General features: G+C 64.6%; 14 protein-coding genes and 1 tRNA gene. 1 reads left to right on the top strand and 14 read right to left on the bottom strand.

Annotated elements, in window-relative coordinates; all coding sequences use genetic code 11:
- Positions 1-14: 14 nt before the first annotated feature.
- Positions 15-1,883 (bottom strand): ATP-binding protein, encoded by a 1,869-nt coding sequence (locus ABQY74_RS06570; RefSeq protein ID WP_184231193.1) that lies wholly within the window; start codon positions 1,881-1,883, stop codon positions 15-17.
- A gap of 221 nt (positions 1,884-2,104) precedes the next feature.
- A complete protein-coding gene (locus ABQY74_RS06565) occupies positions 2,105-3,460 on the bottom strand; it encodes a helix-turn-helix transcriptional regulator (protein WP_172454415.1) in 1,356 nt (451 codons plus the stop codon).
- A 910-nt stretch (positions 3,461-4,370) separates the two neighbouring features.
- Here ABQY74_RS06565 and ABQY74_RS06560 point away from each other — a divergent pair.
- A complete protein-coding gene (locus ABQY74_RS06560) occupies positions 4,371-5,156 on the top strand; it encodes a response regulator transcription factor (RefSeq protein ID WP_104555714.1) in 786 nt (261 codons plus the stop codon).
- Positions 5,157-5,570: 414 nt separating this feature from the next.
- On the opposite strand, the gene ABQY74_RS06555 is transcribed toward ABQY74_RS06560, so the two are convergent.
- The 12 genes from ABQY74_RS06555 to ABQY74_RS06500 all read right to left on the bottom strand — a co-directional run bounded on the left by ABQY74_RS06555 (position 5,571) and on the right by ABQY74_RS06500 (position 20,309).
- Entirely contained in the window at positions 5,571-5,957 is a 387-nt protein-coding gene (locus ABQY74_RS06555; protein ID WP_016901521.1) for a DUF805 domain-containing protein, read from the bottom strand.
- A gap of 300 nt (positions 5,958-6,257) precedes the next feature.
- Positions 6,258-7,649 (bottom strand): DNA repair protein RadA, encoded by a 1,392-nt coding sequence (gene radA / locus ABQY74_RS06550; RefSeq protein WP_016901522.1) that lies wholly within the window; start codon positions 7,647-7,649, stop codon positions 6,258-6,260.
- A 318-nt stretch (positions 7,650-7,967) separates the two neighbouring features.
- Positions 7,968-9,848, bottom strand: coding sequence for a M61 family metallopeptidase (locus ABQY74_RS06545; RefSeq protein ID WP_161961170.1), 1,881 nt, complete (start codon positions 9,846-9,848; stop codon positions 7,968-7,970).
- Positions 9,849-10,028: 180 nt separating this feature from the next.
- Positions 10,029-10,364 carry a cytochrome o ubiquinol oxidase subunit IV gene (cyoD, locus tag ABQY74_RS06540; RefSeq protein WP_006450195.1) on the bottom strand — a complete coding sequence of 112 codons (336 nt, stop codon included), beginning with the start codon at positions 10,362-10,364 and terminating at the stop codon, positions 10,029-10,031.
- Positions 10,364-10,993 carry a cytochrome o ubiquinol oxidase subunit III gene (gene cyoC, locus ABQY74_RS06535; protein WP_006450194.1) on the bottom strand — a complete coding sequence of 210 codons (630 nt, stop codon included), beginning with the start codon at positions 10,991-10,993 and terminating at the stop codon, positions 10,364-10,366. The genes cyoD and cyoC overlap by 1 nt, the downstream gene beginning before the upstream one ends.
- On the bottom strand, positions 10,990-12,990 hold the full coding sequence (gene cyoB / locus ABQY74_RS06530) for a cytochrome o ubiquinol oxidase subunit I (protein WP_016901525.1): 2,001 nt from the start codon (positions 12,988-12,990) through the stop codon (positions 10,990-10,992). Before cyoB ends, cyoC begins: the two co-directional genes overlap by 4 nt.
- Entirely contained in the window at positions 12,990-13,925 is a 936-nt protein-coding gene (gene cyoA / locus ABQY74_RS06525) for a ubiquinol oxidase subunit II (RefSeq protein ID WP_024940071.1), read from the bottom strand. Before cyoA ends, cyoB begins: the two co-directional genes overlap by 1 nt.
- Positions 13,926-14,284: 359 nt before the next feature.
- Positions 14,285-14,360 (bottom strand) — tRNA-Thr (locus ABQY74_RS06520).
- A 179-nt stretch (positions 14,361-14,539) separates the two neighbouring features.
- Positions 14,540-15,490, bottom strand: a complete 951-nt coding sequence (ispH, locus tag ABQY74_RS06515) for a 4-hydroxy-3-methylbut-2-enyl diphosphate reductase (protein ID WP_349793957.1) — start codon at positions 15,488-15,490, stop codon at positions 14,540-14,542.
- A gap of 77 nt (positions 15,491-15,567) precedes the next feature.
- Entirely contained in the window at positions 15,568-16,080 is a 513-nt protein-coding gene (lspA, locus tag ABQY74_RS06510; RefSeq protein ID WP_039511422.1) for a signal peptidase II, read from the bottom strand.
- Positions 16,081-16,400: 320 nt separating this feature from the next.
- On the bottom strand, positions 16,401-19,232 hold the full coding sequence (gene ileS, locus ABQY74_RS06505; protein WP_349793960.1) for an isoleucine--tRNA ligase: 2,832 nt from the start codon (positions 19,230-19,232) through the stop codon (positions 16,401-16,403).
- Positions 19,233-19,238: 6 nt separating this feature from the next.
- On the bottom strand, positions 19,239-20,309 hold the full coding sequence (locus tag ABQY74_RS06500) for a bifunctional riboflavin kinase/FAD synthetase (RefSeq protein ID WP_349793962.1): 1,071 nt from the start codon (positions 20,307-20,309) through the stop codon (positions 19,239-19,241).
- Between the last annotated feature and the right edge of the window lie 112 nt (positions 20,310-20,421).

The following is a 20,421-nucleotide window of genomic DNA, read 5'->3' as shown; positions in this document are numbered from 1 at the left end:
CTTCGATGCGGCGCTCAGCGTGCCAGCAATTGGGTCACGGCCTCGGCAAGATCGCCGAAGGCCCGGTTCAAATCCGATCCGCCCGATGCGTTGGCACCGGGCTGCGGCTGGGTGCGCCCCTGCGCCGACACGATCACCTTCAGTGAGCGCAGCAGCCGTGCCGCCACCGCCGCCTGCGGATTGCCGGCGCGTTGCGCCGCCAGCAGCGCCTGCAACGCCGGGTTGTCGAGATTCAGGTAGAGCCGCTGGGTCTGCCGTGCTTCGATCCCCGCCGTGAATTGCCGGGCCAGCCGCAGCGCAGCGGTGGACACGCGCTTGTCGTTCTCGTCCTGCTCCAGGCGGCGTTTCAGTTCGGCCTCGCGGTCGGGCACCACCACCAATGGCAATGCCTCGGGACTGAAACGCGCCGGCACCAGCGCTTCGCCATCGCCCAGATGCTGTTCCAGCCAGGCCAGTTCGTCGGCCGGCAGCGTGTCCAGCTGGAACAACTGCCGGTTGCCCTGCTCGGTGCCCAGCTCGACCAGGCGCACGCCCTTGGCCTGCGCCCAGCGGCGCAGGAACGGCACCACCGCATAGCGGTTTCCGTAGGCCACCGGCACGCCCATTGCGCGGAACAGCATTTCTTCGAAACCACTGTCGCTGTCCAGGATCACGTGCACCGCACCACGCGCCGGCAACTGCTGCGCCGGCAGGTCGCCCTGCGAGGTCGGCACCCGCACGTGTTCCATCAGCAATTCGAACAGACGCTCGTCGCACAGCGCCGCGCCCAGCAATGCCTCGTTGTGCCGCAGCAGGATGCGCCGCCAGGCTTCCGGCTGCTGACGCGCCACATCGGCCAGGCCCTGCACCAGCGCCTCGGACAGTGCGTGCTGCACGGCCGCGTAGGTGGCATCGCGCTGCAGATCCTCGCGGCTGGCGGTGGGCGTCAAGCGATTGGATTCGATCACGCCCCCGATAAAGCCCGCCCACGGCGGCAGCAGTTCGCGCGCGTTGTCGTCCAGCAGCATGCCGCGCAGGAACACCGACAGATTGCGGTTGTCGCTGGTGCCATAGGTGGCCCCGTCCTGCACCCACAGCAGGCCGACCGCATCGCTGCCCTCCTCCGCGCGCACCGGCATGCAGCACAAGGGTTCGAAGTTGCGCTCGAAACGTGCAGCAAACTCGCGTTGGCGCCGCCAGGCCTGCACCGGATGCAACGGCACCGCGTCGTGCATGCGCCACGGCGGCGGCTCGGGGTTAATCGCCTGGGTATCGGAGCCAATCCAGATCGGCTCGCGCAGCAGCGCGCAATAGCGCGACAGGATCTCGCGCAGCCGTGCTTCCTGGGCCAACGACAGATAGTCCTGGTGCAGTTCCAGCACCACTTCGGTCCCGACCTGCGCACGCGCCGGGATTGGGCTCACCGTGTATTGCTCGGCATTGCTGGAGATATAGCAATGCCCCAGCGTCGGGCTCTGGTAGGAGGTGGTGCGCACGGTGACGCGGCGCGCCAGCACGAAGGCCGACAGAAAGCCCAGCCCGAACATGCCGATCAGGCCGCTGTCCTCATGCCCGCCCTGACGCAGGCCACGCGTATACCCCACGCCGACCGTGGCCAGGTAGTCGTGGATTTCCTGCTGGGTCAGCCCGGCGCCGGTGTCGATGATGCGCACGATGCCCTGGGCAGCGTCGGCATTCACTTCGATGCGCGATTCGCCTTGCCAGTCGGGTTGTTCCAGCCGGCGACGCAGGATCGAGTCGTGCGCGTTCTGCACCAGCTCGCGCAGCGCGACCACCGGCGTGGAATACAGATGCTTGCTGAGCACGGACATCAGTCCGTTGAGATCGACGCCTGCACGGCGGATCTGGGAGGCGTCCGTCGCCTCGGAGGTGTGATCTTGCATGATCGTTCGTCGTTTCCTTGGCGGCCACGCCCATCCTCGGACGCGCCTTCCTGGGTGGCAGTGCGAGCCGAACAGGATAGCCGCAAGCCACGCCATACGCACGCGCGTCACACTATGACTGCCTTCAGCGCCTGGCCAGCCGTTCGGTCGCCACTGCAGCACACCCTTTGGAAACGACGCGCCACGGCCTGCGTCGACGCCCGGCCGTGGCGCGCAACGGCTTAGCGCTGCAGGGTTTCCATCGGCGCCTCATTGAAATGCTGGCGATAGCCCTTGGCCAGCGCCGAGCGGCTGCCCACGCCCCAGCGGCTGGCCGCCTGCAGCACGCTGCCGCAGCCGCCTTCGGCCAGCAGTTCGTCGCGAATGCTCTGCATCCGGTAACGACGCAGCACCTGGGTCGGCGACAGCCCGGTGGCGGACTTGAAAGCCTGCTGCAAGGCGCGCCCGGTGACGCCGATCTGCGCAGCCACCTCGTTGATCGACAGGTCCGAGCGGTGCGCATTGGTGATCATGTAGGCGTAGGCCCGCCGGTACTTGGCCGGCAGCCGCGCGGAGATGTCGTCGCTGACATGCGCCGGCGTGCCGCTTTCCAGCAGCCGCGGCGCCTGCACCTCGCTGCGCAGGCACTGCACCGCGCCCAGCGCATAGCGGTTGTACAGCAGCAGTGCCTGCTCGGTCTTGCCCAACGCCTGGCTGATCTTGGCTTGGCAATACTCGAACTCCAGATTCCAGCGTGGCGCGTGGTGCCGGCCGGCACCGGCCAGGGCACGCTCCGCCAGATCGGCGCGCCCCACCGCCAATGCGGCAAGCGCCAGCTCCACCTGCGCATCCTGCCGGGCGCAGGGCGGGCAACCGGTGGCGGCGGCCGGCAGCGCATCGATCTGCGCATCGAAACCGAAGGTGTCGCCACCGGCGATGCGCAGCAGATTGCGCACGTGGCGCATGCGCTGTGCGAGCACCGGCATGCTCTCGGCCAGGTCGGCGATGCAGGCGCGCAGCTCGTTGGGCTCGAACGCGTGTGCCGCATCCTCCTGGCGCAGCGTGGCCTGCCAGAACACGTGGTCGCTCATCCGGTCGGCGCGCCGGATGCGCAACTGCGCAATCATGTCCAGGCGCAGCGCATTTGCGATGCGCAGCCACTCGGTTGCGCCGCTGTCCAGTTCCGCCAGCACGTCGTTGGCACGCTCAAGGGTCTGCAGCGCCAGCGTGCTCTGGCCCAGATGGAAGTGGGTCAGCGCCTTGCCCAGCAGACTCTCACCGCACAGGCAGGCCGGCGTCTCGCGGTCCATCGCCAGCTGTGCGAAGCAGTTCAATGCAGCGCTCAGGCGGCGCTGGCTCAGCATCAACCAGGCGGTATTGCGGCAGGACAGCAACCGCAGTTGGCGCTGATGCCCGCGCATCGCCTTCAAGGCGTGGCGGTAGGCATCTTCGGCCTCCTCCTGGTATTCGAGAATCAACAAGGCGTCGCCGCTGGCGCCGAGCAGGCCGACTTCGTCGTCGGCGCCATCCGCGGCGGCCTGGCCATCACGGCGTTGTTGAAGATGTTGCAGACCTTGCGGCCAGGCACCAACCAGCATCCTGCTTGTATAGGTAGGAAGACGGTCTGCGTACGACAACGCAGAGATCGCCGCGAAGTAGGTTGAAAGGATCATGCCGGGCTCTCTCATAGGGGGATGAGCAAAAACAACAATGCGCCGGTCTGGCTGGCGCAACCGATTGTATGCAGCGGATCCAATGGAATTTCTCACTCGAAGGCACTAAGAAAATCAAAAAACCTCACTCTGTCTCCTGGCAACCCAGTTATGCGGCATGCAGATAAAGGGCACTTTTTGCATACCGCCGGCGCTGTCATGCATAGGACATTGCACGCCATGCGAAACCGTATTGAAGACAGGACTTCTGCCGGAGAGAATTCGCAAGGCAATCCAGAGGCCAAGCCTTGCATTGGCTTGAGCGCTGTCCGGGCATGACGTGGCAATGGCTGCTGGCGCGGCGCTTCAGTAAATGAAAGATGCGCTTCAAACGATTGCCGCGCGGTTTCGTTGCATCGACGAATTGGCGACATATTCCATGTGCGCTGCAAGCGCATGCAAATCGCAATACCGTGGTATAGACCTGGGCACGCGATGGAATGAACTCGGCGATCGCGTCTGTTGTTTCCCCGGATCGCCCGGCCTGCGCATTGCCCGATGTCGGAATTTTGTTAGTTACTCACGACGCATGCCCTGGATGTAAGAGCTGTGTTGCGCCTAAATGAGCGTACGTTAAAGCCGGCCTACCCAAAGCCGAAGAAAAGTACGCAGCAGTGAAACTTTCTGCCTCGGCAATGGTACATACCATTCGTCCGACTCCAGGTCGGATCCCCTGGCAGCCAAAGGCGATGGCGATGCACTTATCTCTACATGTGGGTTTTGTATTGGCGCCTGCTGTCCGCAACAGGCATCCGACGTACGACTGGTACGTGTGCAGACATGGGAAGGCCGGCTGATGCACGGCAACCTTCCCGGCAAGCAAGGATCGGCTTTCCTGTTGACGCAGGACGCGCGTCTGGCATCGCAGGTCAACGCGAGCCTCGCACCGCTCGCCCCGAGTTTTGCGGTGTTTTCCGACGAACTCGAACTTCTGCGCTCGCTGCGGCATTCCCCTTGCGAGCTGTTGATTTTCGACGCGACCTGCGTCGCGTCGGATGACAGCTCGTTGCTGGCCTGGCAACGCTGCCACAGCGGCCATCCCACGCCGTTGATCGTGCTGGGGCGTTTTGACTGTGCCCACGACATCCTGGCCTGGTACCGCGTCGGCGCACACGATGTACTCGCCCTTCCCTTCAATTCCCACGAACTGCATGTGCGAGCAGCATTGGCGCTGTCGCCGGTGGCCGAGGCGTGCCCCGAGAGCCAGCAGCTGAGTGTGGGCCCCTACCAGCTGATCCGCGACGAAAATACCGTGTATCTGCACGGCAAGCCGATCGTGTTGACCGCACGCGAGTTCTCGATCGCCTGGCTGCTGTTTTCCAGCCCCGGTGTGTGTTTCCGCCGCTGCCAGTTGGCCAAGGCGGTGTGGGGTAGCCACACCGAGTTCACCGACCGCACGATGGAGCAGCACATCTACAAGCTGCGCAAGAAGCTGCAACTGTGCAATCACAGCGGCGTGGTGCGCATCAGAACCGTGTATTCGCATGGGTACAAGCTGGAACTTGCCCTGCAGGACAAGGACGCACCGACGCCCGGCAAGGCCGTCAGCCCCAGCACCGCCCATCATGCTGCGGCTTGTTGAGCGATGCGGCCCTGCAAGAGCGAAGCGCGGCGATCGGCGGCGACCTGCGCTTGCCAACTGCTATCGACGCCTGCATTGCAGTGAATCGGCAGTCGCCATGCGTTGATCTGGCCAGGCATTAACTGACAGAGCTTGTTCGCCGGCGCCACGTTGAGTGGAAACGCACCCAATTAATAGTTCAATAATGTATTGAACATACGAATAGAGCCTTGGCGCATTGCCGGTCGACTGCTTCCTACACCCTGGCAGGACGTCCAAGTTTTTGCCGGCAGTTGAAGAACGCATCAATCGAGCCGAATCCGGCACTCAAACGCATGCGTCTTGTTGGTGAGCCTGCGCCAACCGTACATCTCCAGAAACGACAATGGCGCGGAGAAGTCTCCGCGCCATTGTTCGATCAGGCCTTGCCCCCGGTTACTGCTTGGGATTCTCGCCGTACTCGTTCGGGCCGGGCGTGCCTTCCAGGCACATGAAGACCAGCACGATGAAGCCGCCGACGTACGGCACCAGGCTGATCAGATAGAACCAACCCGACTTGCCCTGGTCGTGCAAGCGACGCACGGTCACTGCAATGCTCGGCACAATCAATGCCAGCACCACGATCCCCATGACGGCAGCAACCAGCCATGCCAGTGCACCAGGACCGTTCTCGCCGCCCATCAGTGCAGCCGCGATGCCGAACAGGCCGCCCAACACCAGCAGGACGATCGCCTGCAGCAGCATGAACATCCAATATTCCTTGCGGCGCGAGCGGCCATTGAAGTCGGCGTAGCGCTTGAGTGGCAACAACATCCATTCCATCGTGTTTCTCCTGATAACGCGCAGTGAGCGCTGTCCGTGATCCGGTGCACAGTGCAACGGGCCGCGCATGGTGCCATAGCCGCCCTGCGCTGAAAACGTTTTCTTATCGGCTAATGGCAGATCGCGACCTGCTGGCCGACGGACGGTCACCGGAGCTGGCGGCGGCCAGCCCGAAACTTCATTGATGTCATTCCGGCATGACGCAGGCGGCCATGCCGCCCACTGCTCGGGGGTGCGGGGTCAGCTCATCGCGTGCAGAGCGACGCCTGTGCCGACAGTCGCTCCGCTACCGCGTCGGCATCACTCGGCCGCCGCTTCCAGTGCCTGGCTCAGCCGCTCCACCGCAACGATCTCCATGCCCTTGATGCTGGTGGTCTTGGGCGCGTTGGCCTTGGGCACGATCGCGCGCTTGAAACCATGGGTGGCGGCCTCCTTCAGACGGTCCTCGCCATTCGGCACCGGCCGGATCTCGCCGGACAGGCCCACTTCGCCAAACGCGATGGTCTTCTCGGACAGCGGCCGGTCACGCAGCGAGGACAGCACTGCGAGCAGCACCGGCAGGTCGGCGGCGGTTTCCTGCACCCGGATGCCGCCGACCACGTTGACGAACACGTCCTGGTCGCCCACCACAATGCCGCCATGGCGATGCAGCACCGCCAGCAGCATCGCCAGCCGGTTCTGCTCCAGACCCACCGCCACGCGCCGCGGATTGGACAGCGGCGAGGCGTCCACCAGCGCCTGCACCTCCACCATCAGCGGACGGGTGCCTTCGCGGGTGACCATCACGCAGCTGCCCGGCTGCTGGGTGCTGCCGCCAGACAGGAAGATCGCCGACGGGTTGGAGACCTCCTTGAGGCCCTTCTCGCCCATCGCGAACACGCCCAGCTCGTTGACCGCACCGAAGCGGTTCTTGAACGCGCGCAACAGCCGGAACCGGCTGCCGCTCTCGCCTTCGAAGTACAGCACCGCATCGACCATATGCTCGAGCACGCGCGGGCCGGCGATGCCGCCTTCCTTGGTCACATGGCCGACCAGGAATACCGCGGTGCCGGTCTCCTTGGCATAGCGCACCAGCCGCGCAGCGCTCTCGCGTACCTGGCTGACCGAGCCCGGCGCCGCGGTCAGCGACTCGGTCCACAGCGTCTGTACCGAGTCGGCCACGATCAGCTTCGGCCGCGCCACGCTGGCATGCTGCAAAATGTTTTCGATGCCGGTTTCGGCCAGCGCGTTCAGGCCCTCCAACGGCAGATCCAGCCGCACTGCGCGCCCGGCCACCTGTGCCAGCGATTCCTCACCGGTGACGTACAGCACCGGCAGCGTGCTGGCCATGCTCGCCAGCGCCTGCAGCAACAGCGTCGACTTGCCAATGCCGGGGTCGCCACCGATCAACACCACCGCGCCTTCGACCAGGCCCCCGCCCAGCACCCGATCGAACTCGCCGATGCCGGTGGACACACGCGCCTGCTCGGACTGCTGCACGTCCTTGAGCGCGGTGATCTTGGGCGCCTCGGCCTTGCCGGCCCAGCCGCTACGCCGCGATGCCGCAGGCGAGGCCTTGCCGCCGGGCGTGGCACTTTCGAGCACGATCTCGCTGAGCGTGTTCCACACCCCGCACTCGGTGCATTGCCCCTGCCACTTGTTGTATTCGGCGCCGCACTCGCCGCAGACATAGGCCGTTTTCGCCTTCGCCATCGTCAGTTAACCAATCGCTTCTGGAGCGACAGGATAGTCGGCGTCGGTCTCAGGATGCGCGACGCTGGCTCGGGAATCGGGAATCGGCCAGGCTGCGGCGTTGCTGGAATGGATGCAACCGCGCATTCCTCCTGCTGCTGCGTTTTCACTCGGACATCGATGGCGCCGAGCGTTTGCCTGGCGCGATGTCTTTTGATCGGTCGGCATCGGTACCGACCAGAAACAGCGTCTGGAGCTGCATGATCGATCGCAATCGGCCATGCAGCCCCAAGGTCTTGCCATTGCCCGCTTCAACGGCTGCGAGCGGGCGGCTGCCACTCAGCGCGGCTTGTACAACTCGCTCAGGCGATCCGGCTTGCCGGGGATGCGCTCCAGATGCGGATACAGCAGGCCGCCGTGGTAATCGATGCGCACGGTGTCGTAGCGGTCCAGGCGCTTGACCAGCAGTTCGATCGGCGCGGTGGTGCCCTTGGCCGCCTTGATCGCGTCCTTGATCACCTCACTGCTGAAGGCGCGGCCGTTGACCGCCACGATGGTGTTGCCGGCGATCAGGCCGGCATTGAAGGCCGGGCCGTCCCACAGCACATCGCCGATATCGCCAGAGGCTTTCAGGGACACGCCAAGCGAATAGGTCAGGCTGGCGTCCTTGTCGTCGCTCTCGTCGGCCTTGGTGGCCAAGTTCGGCTCCTCGTTGTAGACCAGCTTCCAGCCGTTGGCTTCGATGCCACCGTTCAAGGAACCATGCCCGTCCATGCGGCTGCGCAACAGGCTCGCCCAGTCGTAGGGAGCCACGCCATTGAGCGTGGCAACGATGTCGTCGAAGGTGTACGGATTGACGTCCCAATCGCCGTTCTTCATGCCGAAGAAGGCCTTGCCGAAATCGTCGATGGAACGCTTGTTGTTGGTCAGCGCGCGCAGCTTGCTGTCCACTTCCAGCCACATCATCTGGCCGCCGGAGTAATAGTCTTCGGCCATCTGATAGCTACGGTAGGCCTTGGGCCGGCGCATCGACATGGTCGGGTCGTTGGTGGTGTCCTGCACGGTGCGCCAGGCCATGCCGGGGCGACCGCGCTCGTAGTTCGCCGCCACGCCGGCCAGCATCTCGCGCGCCTGGTCCTGCGTCCACAGGCCCGAACGCGCAGCCATCACTTCGCCCCAGAACTGGGTCTGGCCTTCGTACAGCCACAGCAGGCTGTCGCCCATCGGCACGTTGAAGTTGGGCGTGGCCAGGTCGGCGCCACGGCGGTACTTGCCGTTCCAGGAATGGTTGAACTCGTGCGCGAGCAGATCGCGGCCGGTCCAGCTCTTGTCCCACTCGGTGAAGTAGGTCGGCACGCCGCTGTTTTCGCTGGAGCGATGATGCTCCAGGCCGATGCCACCCAACTTCTTGGTCAGCGCCAGCAGGAACTCGTAGTGATCGAAATGCCGCGCGCCGTAGAGCTTGTCCATCTGCTGCACCAGCGACGCATGCGCCTTGATCTGCTCGGGCTTGGCCTCCAGCGACTTGGCTTCGTCGGCGAACACGTTGAGGTAGACCGGCTGCTTGCCGCCGCTCAGCTCCACGCGCTTGTAGTACTTGCCGGCGAACATCGGCGAGTCGACCAGGTCGTCGAAGTCGATCGGCTTGAAGGTCACGGTGTCGCCAACCCGGCGGTCGGTCTCCAGCGCCGTGGCATAGCTCCAGCCGGCTGGCAAGGTGACGCTGGCCTGGGCCTTGATGTTGCGTGCGAAGACGCCGGCCGGATACAGCGCCGTGGTGTTCCACTGCAGGTTGAGCATCTCCGGGGTCATCATCACCCGGCCCTGGTTGGGGGCTTGCGGCGAGAGGAACTTGAACTCGGCCACCAGCTCGCTGGCGCCCTGCGGCACGTCCACGGTGAAGGCATACACATCGAACTGGTCGCGCTTCCATGGCACTACCTTGCCGTCCACCTTGATCACCAGACCGGCGAGCTTGTCGATCGGCCCGGTCGGCGAGTGATTGCCGGGAATCCACTGCGGATACAGCAGCGTCATCGGGCCCGGCCGGGCCGGCATGGTGGTTTTGACCTTGAAGATGCGATGGGCCAGATCGGTGGCATCGACGTCGATCTTCAAGGTGCCGTCGAACGGCACGTCCTGCGGCGCGGCAGTTTGTGCGGCCGCAGGCAACGACAGTGCCGCCAGCAACGACACGGACAACAAGGTGGGGATCTTCATCGCAACTCCGCAGGGACCTGGAACAGGCAAGCCCACGATGCTAAGCGCCTGCCCGCGCTTCCCCGTATGCCATAGGTCATGCTGCGCAGCGATTCACACACAAAAAAACCGCCGGTAACCCGGCGGCTTTTTGTCCAGCATGCTTCGATCCGGCGTGCCGTGATCCGGCACAGCACCGTCTCAATGCATCATGTTGACGTTCATGTTGTGCAGCACCCACAGCGAACCGACGATCACGATGCCGATGATCAGCAGCGAGAACAGGCCCACCTGCACGTTGGAGCGCTGCTCGGGCGAGCGATCCATGTGCAGGAAGTACACCATGTGCACCAGCATCTGCACCGCCGCCATCAGCGAGATCACGATGACGGTGACGCCCTTGGAGAACGCCCCGCTCATCACCATCGCAAACGGGATGACGGTGAGGATCACGGCCATCACAAAGCCGATCAGGTAGGACTTTAGGCCGCCGGCATGTGCATCGGCAGCGGTTTCATGCGCGTGGTGATTGGCCATTACAGCGCTCCCAGCAGGTAGACGACGGTGAACACACCGATCCAGATGATGTCCAGGAAATGCCAGAACAGGCTCAGGCAGGCCAGACGCGTGCTGTTGCGCGGGGTCAGGCCGTTCTTGGAGATCTGGATCACCAGCACTGCCATCCACAACAGGCCCGAAGCCACGTGCAGGCCGTGCGTACCCACCAGGGTGAAGAAGGCCGACAGGAACGCGCTGCGCCCCGGACCCGCCCCTTCATGGATCAGGTGGTTGAACTCCCACACTTCCATGCACAGAAAGCCAATACCCAGCAGTGCGGTGACGCCCAGCCAGGCGTACAGCCCGGTCATGCTGCGCTTGTGCGCGGAGATCATCGCAACGCCGAAGCTCAGGCTGCTGAACAACAGCAGGAAGGTTTCCACCAGCACGAACTTCAGGTCGAACAGCTCCTTGGCGGTCGGTCCGTCCACCGTGGCGCCCGAGAGCACCGCATAGGTGGCGAACAGGCCGGCGAACAGCAGGCAGTCGCTCATCAGGTAGACCCAGAACCCGAAGACGGTGTTGCCACCGGCGTCGTGATGTTCGTGGTCGTCGTGGCCGCCCGCGTGGGCGGCGTGGTCAAGCGTGGTCGAGGAAGACATGGTCATACCACCTTCGCGGCCTGCGCCGCATGTTGCTGTTCGAGCAGGGCAAAGCGCGCGTTTTCGATGCGCTCCACTTCGTCGGCCGGCACCCAGTAATCGATGTCGTCATCGAAGGTGCGCGCAATGAAGCTGCCGATCATGCCGACCAGGCCGATGATGGCCAGCCACCAGATGTGCCAGATCAGACCGAAGCCCATCAGCACGCTGAAGGCACCGATATACACGCCTGCCCCGGTGTTGCGCGGCATGTGGATCGCCTCGTACTTGGACGGACGCACCCAGCCCTTGCCGTTCTGCTTGTCGGCCCAGAACTGATCGCGGTCGTCGATGTGCGGCAGCACGGCGAAGTTGTAGAACGGCGGCGGCGAGGAGGTGGCCCACTCCAGCGTACGGCCATCCCACGGATCGCCCGTGTAGTCCATGTGCTCCTTGCGCTTCCACACGCTGTAACCGATCTGCACCAGGTTCAGGAAGATACCCAGGCCGATGATCGCAGCACCGGCCGCAGCGACGTACAGCCACGGCGCCCACTCGGGGTGGTTGTAGGTATTCATGCGACGGGTCATGCCCATGAAGCCGAGCACGTACAGCGGCATGAAGGCCACGAAGAAGCCGATGATCCAGCACCAGAACGAGGCCTTGCCGATCTTCTCGTTGAGCTTGAAGCCGAACGCCTTCGGGAACCAGTAGGTCAGGCCGGCCAGGTAACCGAACACCACGCCGCCGATGATCACGTTATGGAAGTGCGCGATCAGGAACAGGCTGTTGTGCAGCACGAAGTCCACGGCCGGAATCGCCAGCATCACGCCGGTCATGCCGCCAATGGTGAAAGTGATGATGAAGCCGATCGTCCACAGCACCGGCGAGGTCATGTGCACACGACCGCGGAACATGGTGAACAGCCAGTTGAAGATCTTCACGCCGGTCGGGATCGAGATGATCATCGTCGTGATGCCGAAGAAGGCATTGACGTTGGCACCCGAGCCCATGGTGAAGAAGTGGTGCAACCACACCACGAACGACAGCACGCCGATGCACGAGGTCGCGTAGACCATCGAGGTGTAGCCGAACAAGCGCTTGCGGCTGTAGGTCGCGATCAGCTCGGAGAAGATGCCGAACGCCGGCAGGATCAGGATATAGACTTCCGGGTGACCCCAGATCCAGATCAGGTTGACGTACATCATGGCGTTGCCGCCACCGTCATTGGTGAAGAAGTGCGTGCCCAGGTAACGGTCGGCACCCAGCAGCGCCAGCGCCACGGTCAGGATCGGGAATGCGGCGATGATCAGGATGTTGGTGATCAGCGCGGTCCAGGTGAAGATCGGCATGCGCATCAGGGTCATACCCGGCGCGCGCATCCGCATGATCGTCACGAAGAAGTTGATGCCGGTCAGCAACGTGCCCAGGCCTGAGACCTGCAGCGCCCAGATGTAGTAATCGACACCGACCCCTGGACTGTATTCCAGCCCCGACAACGGCGGATAGGCCAGCCAGCCGGTCTGCGCGAATTCGCCGACACCCAGCGAGATGTTGATCAGCGCCGCGCCGGCCACGAACAGCCAGAAGCTCAGCGAGTTCAGGAACGGGAACGCCACGTCGCGTGCGCCGATCTGCAGCGGCACGATCAGGTTCAACAGGCCGGTCATGAACGGCATGGCCATGAAGAAGATCATGATCACGCCGTGCGCGGTGAAGATCTGGTCGTAGTGATGCGGCGGCAGCACACCTTCGCCGCCGTTACCCGCCAGCGCCTGCTGGGTGCGCATCATCGCCGCATCGGCGAAGCCGCGCAGCAACATGACCAGCGCCACGATGATGTACATCACACCGATGCGCTTGTGATCCACCGAGGTGAACCACTCGTTCCACAGGTAGCCCCACAGCTTGTACTTGGTGATGGCGCCCGCGATGAGCAGGCCGAGCAGGCCGGCACCACCGAGTGCGACCATGATGATCGGCTCGTGGTACGGAACCGCCTCGATCGTAAGTTTGCCTAGCATCACTTGTCTCCAGAAGTGCACATGGCAACCGGCTCTGCAGCCGCTGCCTGATGGTCGCCATGGCCTTTGTTATGGCCCGGACCATTCATGTATTTGTCGACGAGCGAGCGGAACATGCCGTCCTGCACCGACGAGTAGTAGGTGACCGGATACTGTTCCTTGTCGTTGCGGTTGGCCGCCAGCACCTGGTACTCGGCGGCGTTCAACGCGGTCGGCGATGCCTTGACCTTGGCCACCCACGCATCGAAGCCGGCCTGATCGACCGCATGCGCCTTGAAGCTCATCTTCGAGAAGCCGTGACCGCTGTAGTTGGTCGACAGGCCGAAGTATTCGCCCGGCTCGTTGGCCACCAGGTGCAGCTTGGTTTCCATGCCGGCCATCGCGTAGATCATCGTGCCCAGGTGCGGGATGAAGAACGAGTTCATCACCGTATCGGAGGTGATCTTGAAGTTCAGCGGCGTATGCACCGGGAACGCGATCTCGTTGACCGTGGCGATGTTCTGGTCCGGGTAGATGAACATCCACTTCCAGTCCAGCGACACCGCTTCGATGGTGATCGGCTTGACGTCCGAATCCAGCGGCCGGTACGGGTCCAGCGCGTGCGAGGAGCGCCAGGTCAGCACCGCCAGCACCAGGATGATCACGCAGGGGATCGACCACACCACCACTTCGATGGCGGTGGAGTGCGACCAGTCCGGCTCGTAGCGCGCCTTCGTGTTGGACGCGCGATATTTCCACGCGAACGCAATCGTCATCACGATCACCGGGATGACCACGATCAGCATCAGCACGACCGAGGTGATCAGCAGTTGCTTCTCGTCGTGGCCGATCTGGCCTTTCGGATTGAGAATGGCCGAGTTGCAGCCTGCCAACAGCAGGAACGGCAGCATCAGGCCTGGACGAAGTACACGCCCGAGATGTTTCAACGGAATCATCGGTCGATCCAAGTGCGAAGGAACGCCAGCCTCGTTCGTCGTATCCATGTGGACTCGTCCTGACGGCGCGCTTCCCGGGGGGAAGGCGGCCACGCAGACCGAAGACACGAGTTAGCTCCCTGATTTTAGACTTTGCTGCACCTGCACGAAACCCATCGGCAATGATCTGTCGCAATTAATGCGCGCAAAACTGTGCGACATGTTGTCGCAGCGCTGCGCGGGGCGGCCAAGATGCGGTTGCGGCCATCGATTGCGGTCTGCGTGATGTGCGGCGTATATGGCGGCGCAGCGCCGGGGTGTGCGTGCATCGGCCCAAAACGCAACTGGGCCGACCAATGGTCGACCCAGTGCTGAAGCGATGGTGCCGGAAATAGGAATCGAACCTACGACCTACGCATTACGAATGCGCCGCTCTACCAACTGAGCTATTCCGGCGAGCCGTGAATTGTAGGAGCGGAGCCGGTGCCCGGTCAATCGCCGCCAGGCGGCGGACTACGCATCCCGGCCTCGAGCCCGGCGCTGTGGCCTTCAAACGATGGCCTCCTGCAACTGCGAAACGCCCGGACTTGCCGCATGCACTCGACGCTGGCTCAGCCAGCCTGGAGCACCCGCTGTCAGCTGACCAGACGCAACCGCAGTTCCTTGGGCAGCGCGAACACCATCGATTCCGGCTCGCCTTCCAGCTCGGACACACCCTCGGCGCCCAGCTCGCGCAGCCGCGCCAGCACGCCATCGACCAGCACCTGCGGTGCGGAGGCGCCGGCGGTCAGGCCGATGTGCTGCTTGCCGATGATCCAGGCCGGGTCGATCTCGCCAGCGTTGTCGATCAGGTAGGACTCCACCCCGTCGCGCCGGGCCAGCTCGCTGAGGCGATTGGAATTGGAGCTGTTGGGCGAACCGACCACCAGCACCAGATCGCACTGGCGCGCGAGATCGCGCACCGCGTCCTGGCGGTTCTGGGTGGCGTAGCAGATGTCGTCGTGGCGCGGCCCCTGCATCGCCGGGAAGCGCGCACGCAGGGCCTCGATGATGCCCATGGTGTCGTCCACCGACAGCGTGGTCTGGGTGGTGTAGGCAAGGTTCTCCGGCTGGCGGATCTGCAGCGTGGCGACCTGCTCGATGTCCTCGACCAGATAGATCGTGCCCGGGCCACGCTCGCGGCTCCACTGCCCCATCGTGCCCTCCACTTCCGGATGCCCGGCGTGGCCGATCAGCACCACGTCGCGGCCGGCCCGGCAATGCCGCGCCACCTCGAAATGCACCTTGGTCACCAGCGGACAGGTCGCGTCGAACACCTTGAGCCCGCGGCGCTCGGCTTCCTGACGCACCGCCTGCGAGACGCCGTGCGCGCTGAAGATCACCGTGGCGTTGTCGGGCACCTCGTCCAGTTCCTCGACGAAGACCGCGCCGCGCTGCTTGAGGTCGTCGACCACGAAACGGTTGTGCACCACTTCGTGGCGCACATAGATCGGCGCGCCCAGCGTTTCGATCGCACGCTTGACGATCTCGATCGCGCGGTCGACACCGGCACAGAAACCACGGGGATTGGCGAGCAGGACATCCATGGCGGGCATTCTACGGGAATGGGGAATGGAGGATGAGACCGGGCGGCGCCGGTGCGCCACGACTTCAGCGTCGATTCCTACTTCCGCATCCCCGACTCGCGCTTGCCGGACTTGTCGAACAGACCGAATACCGCGATCCCGATGGCGCCGCCGACGATCGCCGAGTCAGCGATGTTGAACGACGGCCAGGTGTGGCTGCCGATGTACCACTGGATGAAATCGACCACATGGCCGTGCATCAGGCGGTCGATCACGTTGCCGATCGCCCCGCCGATCACCAGCGCATACGGCAGCGCGCTGCGCCATTCGCTGCGTGCGGTGCGCGACAGCCAGAACGCCAGCAGCCCACTGATGCCCACCGCCAGCGCGGTGAAGAACCACAGCTGCCAGCCGCCGGCATCGCTCAGGAAGCTGAAGGCCGCGCCGGTGTTGTAGGTGCGGTACCAGTTCCAGAAGCCGTCGATCACCGGCACCGGGGTGTATTCGGGCAGGCTGGACAGCACCCAGGCCTTGCTCCACTGGTCCAGCCCGATCACGAGCGCCGACAGCAGCAACCAGATCAGGGCGGAGGGTTTGGGGCGTTGACTCATGTCGAAAGGTCGCAGTTAGTGGTGACTTCTCCGACGTCGGAGAAGATGCCTGGATGGCGATAGGTGATGGCGGTGGCAGATGAAGCTGACGAAAGCGGGATGACAGGCAGGCAAGGATGGCATGGGCACCGGAGCCGGCTCCCCTGCCCCGCCGTGCCGCATGCGCCACGCTTCAGCAAGGGCGTGCATGCAGCGCCGGGGCATTCGTCATCCGGCACCAGCGCCTGCCCATGATGCCGCGATAGAGGCGCACGCCAGCCCGTACGGGTCTCGATAACGCGTGGCAGGACCTGCCCGCCACGCGCCTTCACGCAACCCCGTCAGAACCAGCGGCGTTGCTCGCCGGGGCCTTCGATATTGCTGACGCAGCGGCTGCACAGTTCCGGGTGACGCGGATCGCTGCCCACGCTGGCCTGGTGGTGCCAGCAACGCACGCACTTGGCCTTGCTGGTCGGCTGCGCGCTGACGAAGATGTCGTCGGTGCTGGCCGCAGTCACGGTCACGTCGCCACTGATGAACAGGAAGCGCAGTTCCTCGGCCAGCGGCTGCCAGCGCGCGGCGGTCTGCGCATCGGCCGCCACGGTGATCTCCGCTTCCAGCGCCGCGCCGATCGCCCCGTTGGCACGCATCGGCTCCAGCACCTTGGCCACCTGCTCGCGCAAGGCCAGCAGCCTGTCGACATCGGCACTGCTCAGCGCGGCATCGGCCGGCAACGGCGCCAGGCCGTCGTACCAGGTGGCGAACAACACGTTGTCGACCCGCTTGCCCGGCAGATAGCCCCACAGTTCCTCGGCGGTGAAGCTCAGCACCGGCGCGATCCAGCGCACGAACGCCTCGGCCACGTGATACATCGCGCTCTGCGCCGAACGGCGGCCGCGTGCATCCTCGGCCATCGTGTACAGGCGGTCCTTGGTCACGTCCAGATACAGCGAGCCCAGGTCGACGCTGCAGAAATTCAGCAGCGCCTGCACGATTTCGGCAAAGTCGTAACGCGCATACGCGGCAGCGATCTTTTCCTGCAGCTCGTGCGCGCGGTGCACGATCCAGCGGTCCAGCAGCACCATGTCGTCCAGTGCCACCAGGTGCTGCAGCGGATCGAAGCCATGCAGGTTGCCGAGCAGGAAGCGCGCGGTATTGCGCAGGCGGCGATACGCATCGGCATTGCGCTTGAGGATCTCCTGCGACAGCGACATCTCGTTGCTGTAATCGGCCGAGGCGATCCACAGGCGCAGGATGTCCGCGCCCAGGGTCTTCATGATGTCCTGCGGCTCGATGCCGTTGCCCAGCGACTTGGACATCTTGCGGCCGTGCTCGTCCACGGTGAAGCCGTGGGTCAGGCACTGCTTGTACGGCGCCGCCTTGTCCATCGCCACGCCGGTCAGCAGCGAGGACTGGAACCAGCCACGGTGCTGGTCGGAGCCTTCCAGGTACAGGTCGGCCGGCTTGGGCAGGCCGCGGTCCACCAGCACCGCTTCATGGGTCACGCCGGAGTCGAACCACACATCCAGGATGTCGGTGATCTTGTCGTAATCGGCCGCCTCACCGCCCAGCAGTTCGGCCGCATCCAGCGTGTACCACACGTCCACGCCGCCCAGTTCCACCCGGTCGGCGACCTGGCGCAGCAACTCGGTGCTGCGCGGATGCGGCTCGCCGGTTTCGCGATGCACGAACAAGGCGATCGGCACGCCCCAGGTGCGCTGGCGCGAGATGGTCCAGTCCGGACGTCCATCGACCATGCCGGCGATACGCGCCTGGCCCCAGGATGGATACCAGTGCACGTTGTCGATGGCCTTGAGCGCATCGGCGCGCAGGTTGGCCTGCTCCATCGAGATGAACCACTGCGGCGTGGCGCGGAACGCGATCGGCGTCTTGTGCCGCCAGCAATGCGGATAACTGTGCTCCATCTTGCTGGCCGCCAGCAACACGCCGGTGTCGCGCAGCGCCTCGATGATGATGTCGTTGGCTTTCCAGATGTGCAGCCCGGCCAGCACGGTGTCGCCCAGCGGCGGCGTCGACGGCAGGTACACGCCGCGCCCGTCCACCGGGTTGATCTGCGCAGCGCCGTAACGCTCGAGCAGGCCGTACTGCTTGGAGACCTGGTAGTCCTCCTGGCCATGGCCCGGTGCGGTATGCACCGCGCCGGTACCGTCCTCGGCCGACACGTGGTCGCCCAGCAGCAGCGGGATCTCGCGCTCGGCATAGAACGGGTGGTTCAGCAGCATCTGCTCCAGCGCCGCGCCCTTGGCATGGCCGTGCACCACCACCGTGTCCACGCCATAGCGCGCCAACGCCTTGCCGGCCAAGGCCTCGGCGATCACTAGCCAGCGCGGCTGGCCGCGATCGGCCGGGCCTTCGACCAGCACGTAGTCCAGTTCCGCGCCCAGGCTCACCGCCAGCGACGCCGGCAGTGTCCACGGGGTGGTGGTCCAGATCGGTACCGCCACGCCCACGCCCGCCGGCAGGCTGGCGCCGAATGCAGCAGCAACAGCCGCCGGATCACGCGCCGGATAGGCGATGTCCACCGTCGGCGACACCTTGTCGGCGTATTCGATCTCGGCCTCGGCCAGCGCCGAGCCGCAGTCGAAGCACCAGTGCACCGGCTTCACGCCACGGGTCAGATGGCCGTTGTCGACCACCTTGGCCAGCGCGCGGATCTCGTTGGCTTCGAAGCGGAAATCCAGCGTCTTGTACGGGTTGTCCCAATCGCCGATCACGCCCAGGCGCTTGAAATCGCGGCGCTGCAGATCGATCTGCTCGGTGGCGTACTCACGGCACTTCTGGCGGAACTGCGCTGCGTCGAGCTTGACGCCGACCTTGCCGTACTTTTTCTCGATCGCGATCTCGATCGGCAGGCCGTGGCAATCCCAGCCCGGGATGTAGGGCGCATCGAAGCCAGCCAGATACTTCGACTTGACGATGATGTCCTTGAGGATCTTGTTGACCGCATGGCCCAGATGGATCTGGCCATTGGCATACGGCGGGCCGTCGTGCAGCACGAACAGCGGGCGCCCTGCCGCATTGGCGCGCAGTTGCGCGTACAGCCCCTCGCGCTCCCAGCGGTCCAGCATCGCCGGCTCGCGCTTGGGCAGGTCGCCACGCATCGGGAATTCCGTCGCGGGCAGATGGAGAGTGGCTTTGTAGTCTTGGGTCACAGGTCTCTACCGTTGCGCTGGATTTTTTGATAAGTCCGCACATGGATGTGCGGGCTCTTGCGAGGGACTCGCATCATAGGTCGGCTCCTGCGAGGGATTCGCATCATAGGCGGGCTGTTGCGAGGAACTCGCATGTGTTGCAGAAACTGCGTGCCTGTCCAACACCGCACGCGCCTGCTCGGCATCTCGATGCATCTGCACCGTCAGCGCGTCCAGGCCATCGAACTTCTCTTCGTCGCGCAGCTTGGCAACGAATTCGACCTCGATATGCCGGCCATACAGGTCGCCCTGGAAATCGAACAGATGCGCTTCCAGCAGCGGCTCCAGGCCGGCCACGGTCGGGCGTGTGCCAAAGCTCGAGACCGACGGCCAAGGCCGCTCGGCTACGCCATGCACCCAGGTCGCGTAAATGCCCGACAGCGCCGGGGTGCGCGGAAAGCGCAGATTGGCGGTGGGATAGCCGAGGGTGCGGCCAAGCTGTTTGCCGCGCACCACCCGCCCGCCGATGGCATACGGACGGCCAAGCAATTGCCCGGCGTGCGCGAACTCGCCCACGCCCAGCAGCTCGCGGATGCGCGTGGCCGAGATGCGCTCGCCGTGCAGGTGCACCGGCGCGATTTCGCCCGCTGCAAAGCCGTAGTGGGCACCAAGCGAGCGCAGCAGGCCGATATCGCCGCCACGCCGATGGCCGAAACGGAACTCCGGGCCGATCCAGACCTCTTTGGCACACAGCCGGCCGACCAGGGCCAGGCGTACGAAGTCTTCGGCGCTCATCGCCGACAGGCGACCATCGAAACGGATCATGCCCACGCTGTCGGCACCGAAGCCGTGCAGCCCTTCGATCTTGGCGCGGGCCAGGGTCAGTCGCGGCGGCGGCGCGGCCGGGGCGAAAAACTCGCGCGGCAGCGGCTCGAAGCTCACCGCCACCGCCGGCACCCCCAACGCGCGCGCGCGCGCGACTGCGTGCTGCACCAATGCCCGATGCCCCAGGTGCAGGCCATCGAAGGCGCCGATGCAGACCACGCTTCCGTGCGGGAACAGGGTCCCGCCCTCGACGTCTCTAAACAGCCTGCTCATTCCTCGATCCAAACAGATGCCGGCCTGCCGGCCGACCCTCGTTGATGCATAACCCGCAAGTATAGCCGTGCCTGTCAATCCGCATGGGCGCGGCCCCGGGCCTGTGCCGCCG

Origin of the sequence: Xanthomonas sp. WHRI 7064 (assembly GCF_040202355.2) — a bacterium.
Taxonomy (GTDB): Bacteria; Pseudomonadota; Gammaproteobacteria; order Xanthomonadales; family Xanthomonadaceae; genus Xanthomonas; species Xanthomonas arboricola.
Note: the sequence above shows the minus strand (reverse complement) of the source record. Positions and strands in the feature narration are given on the sequence as shown.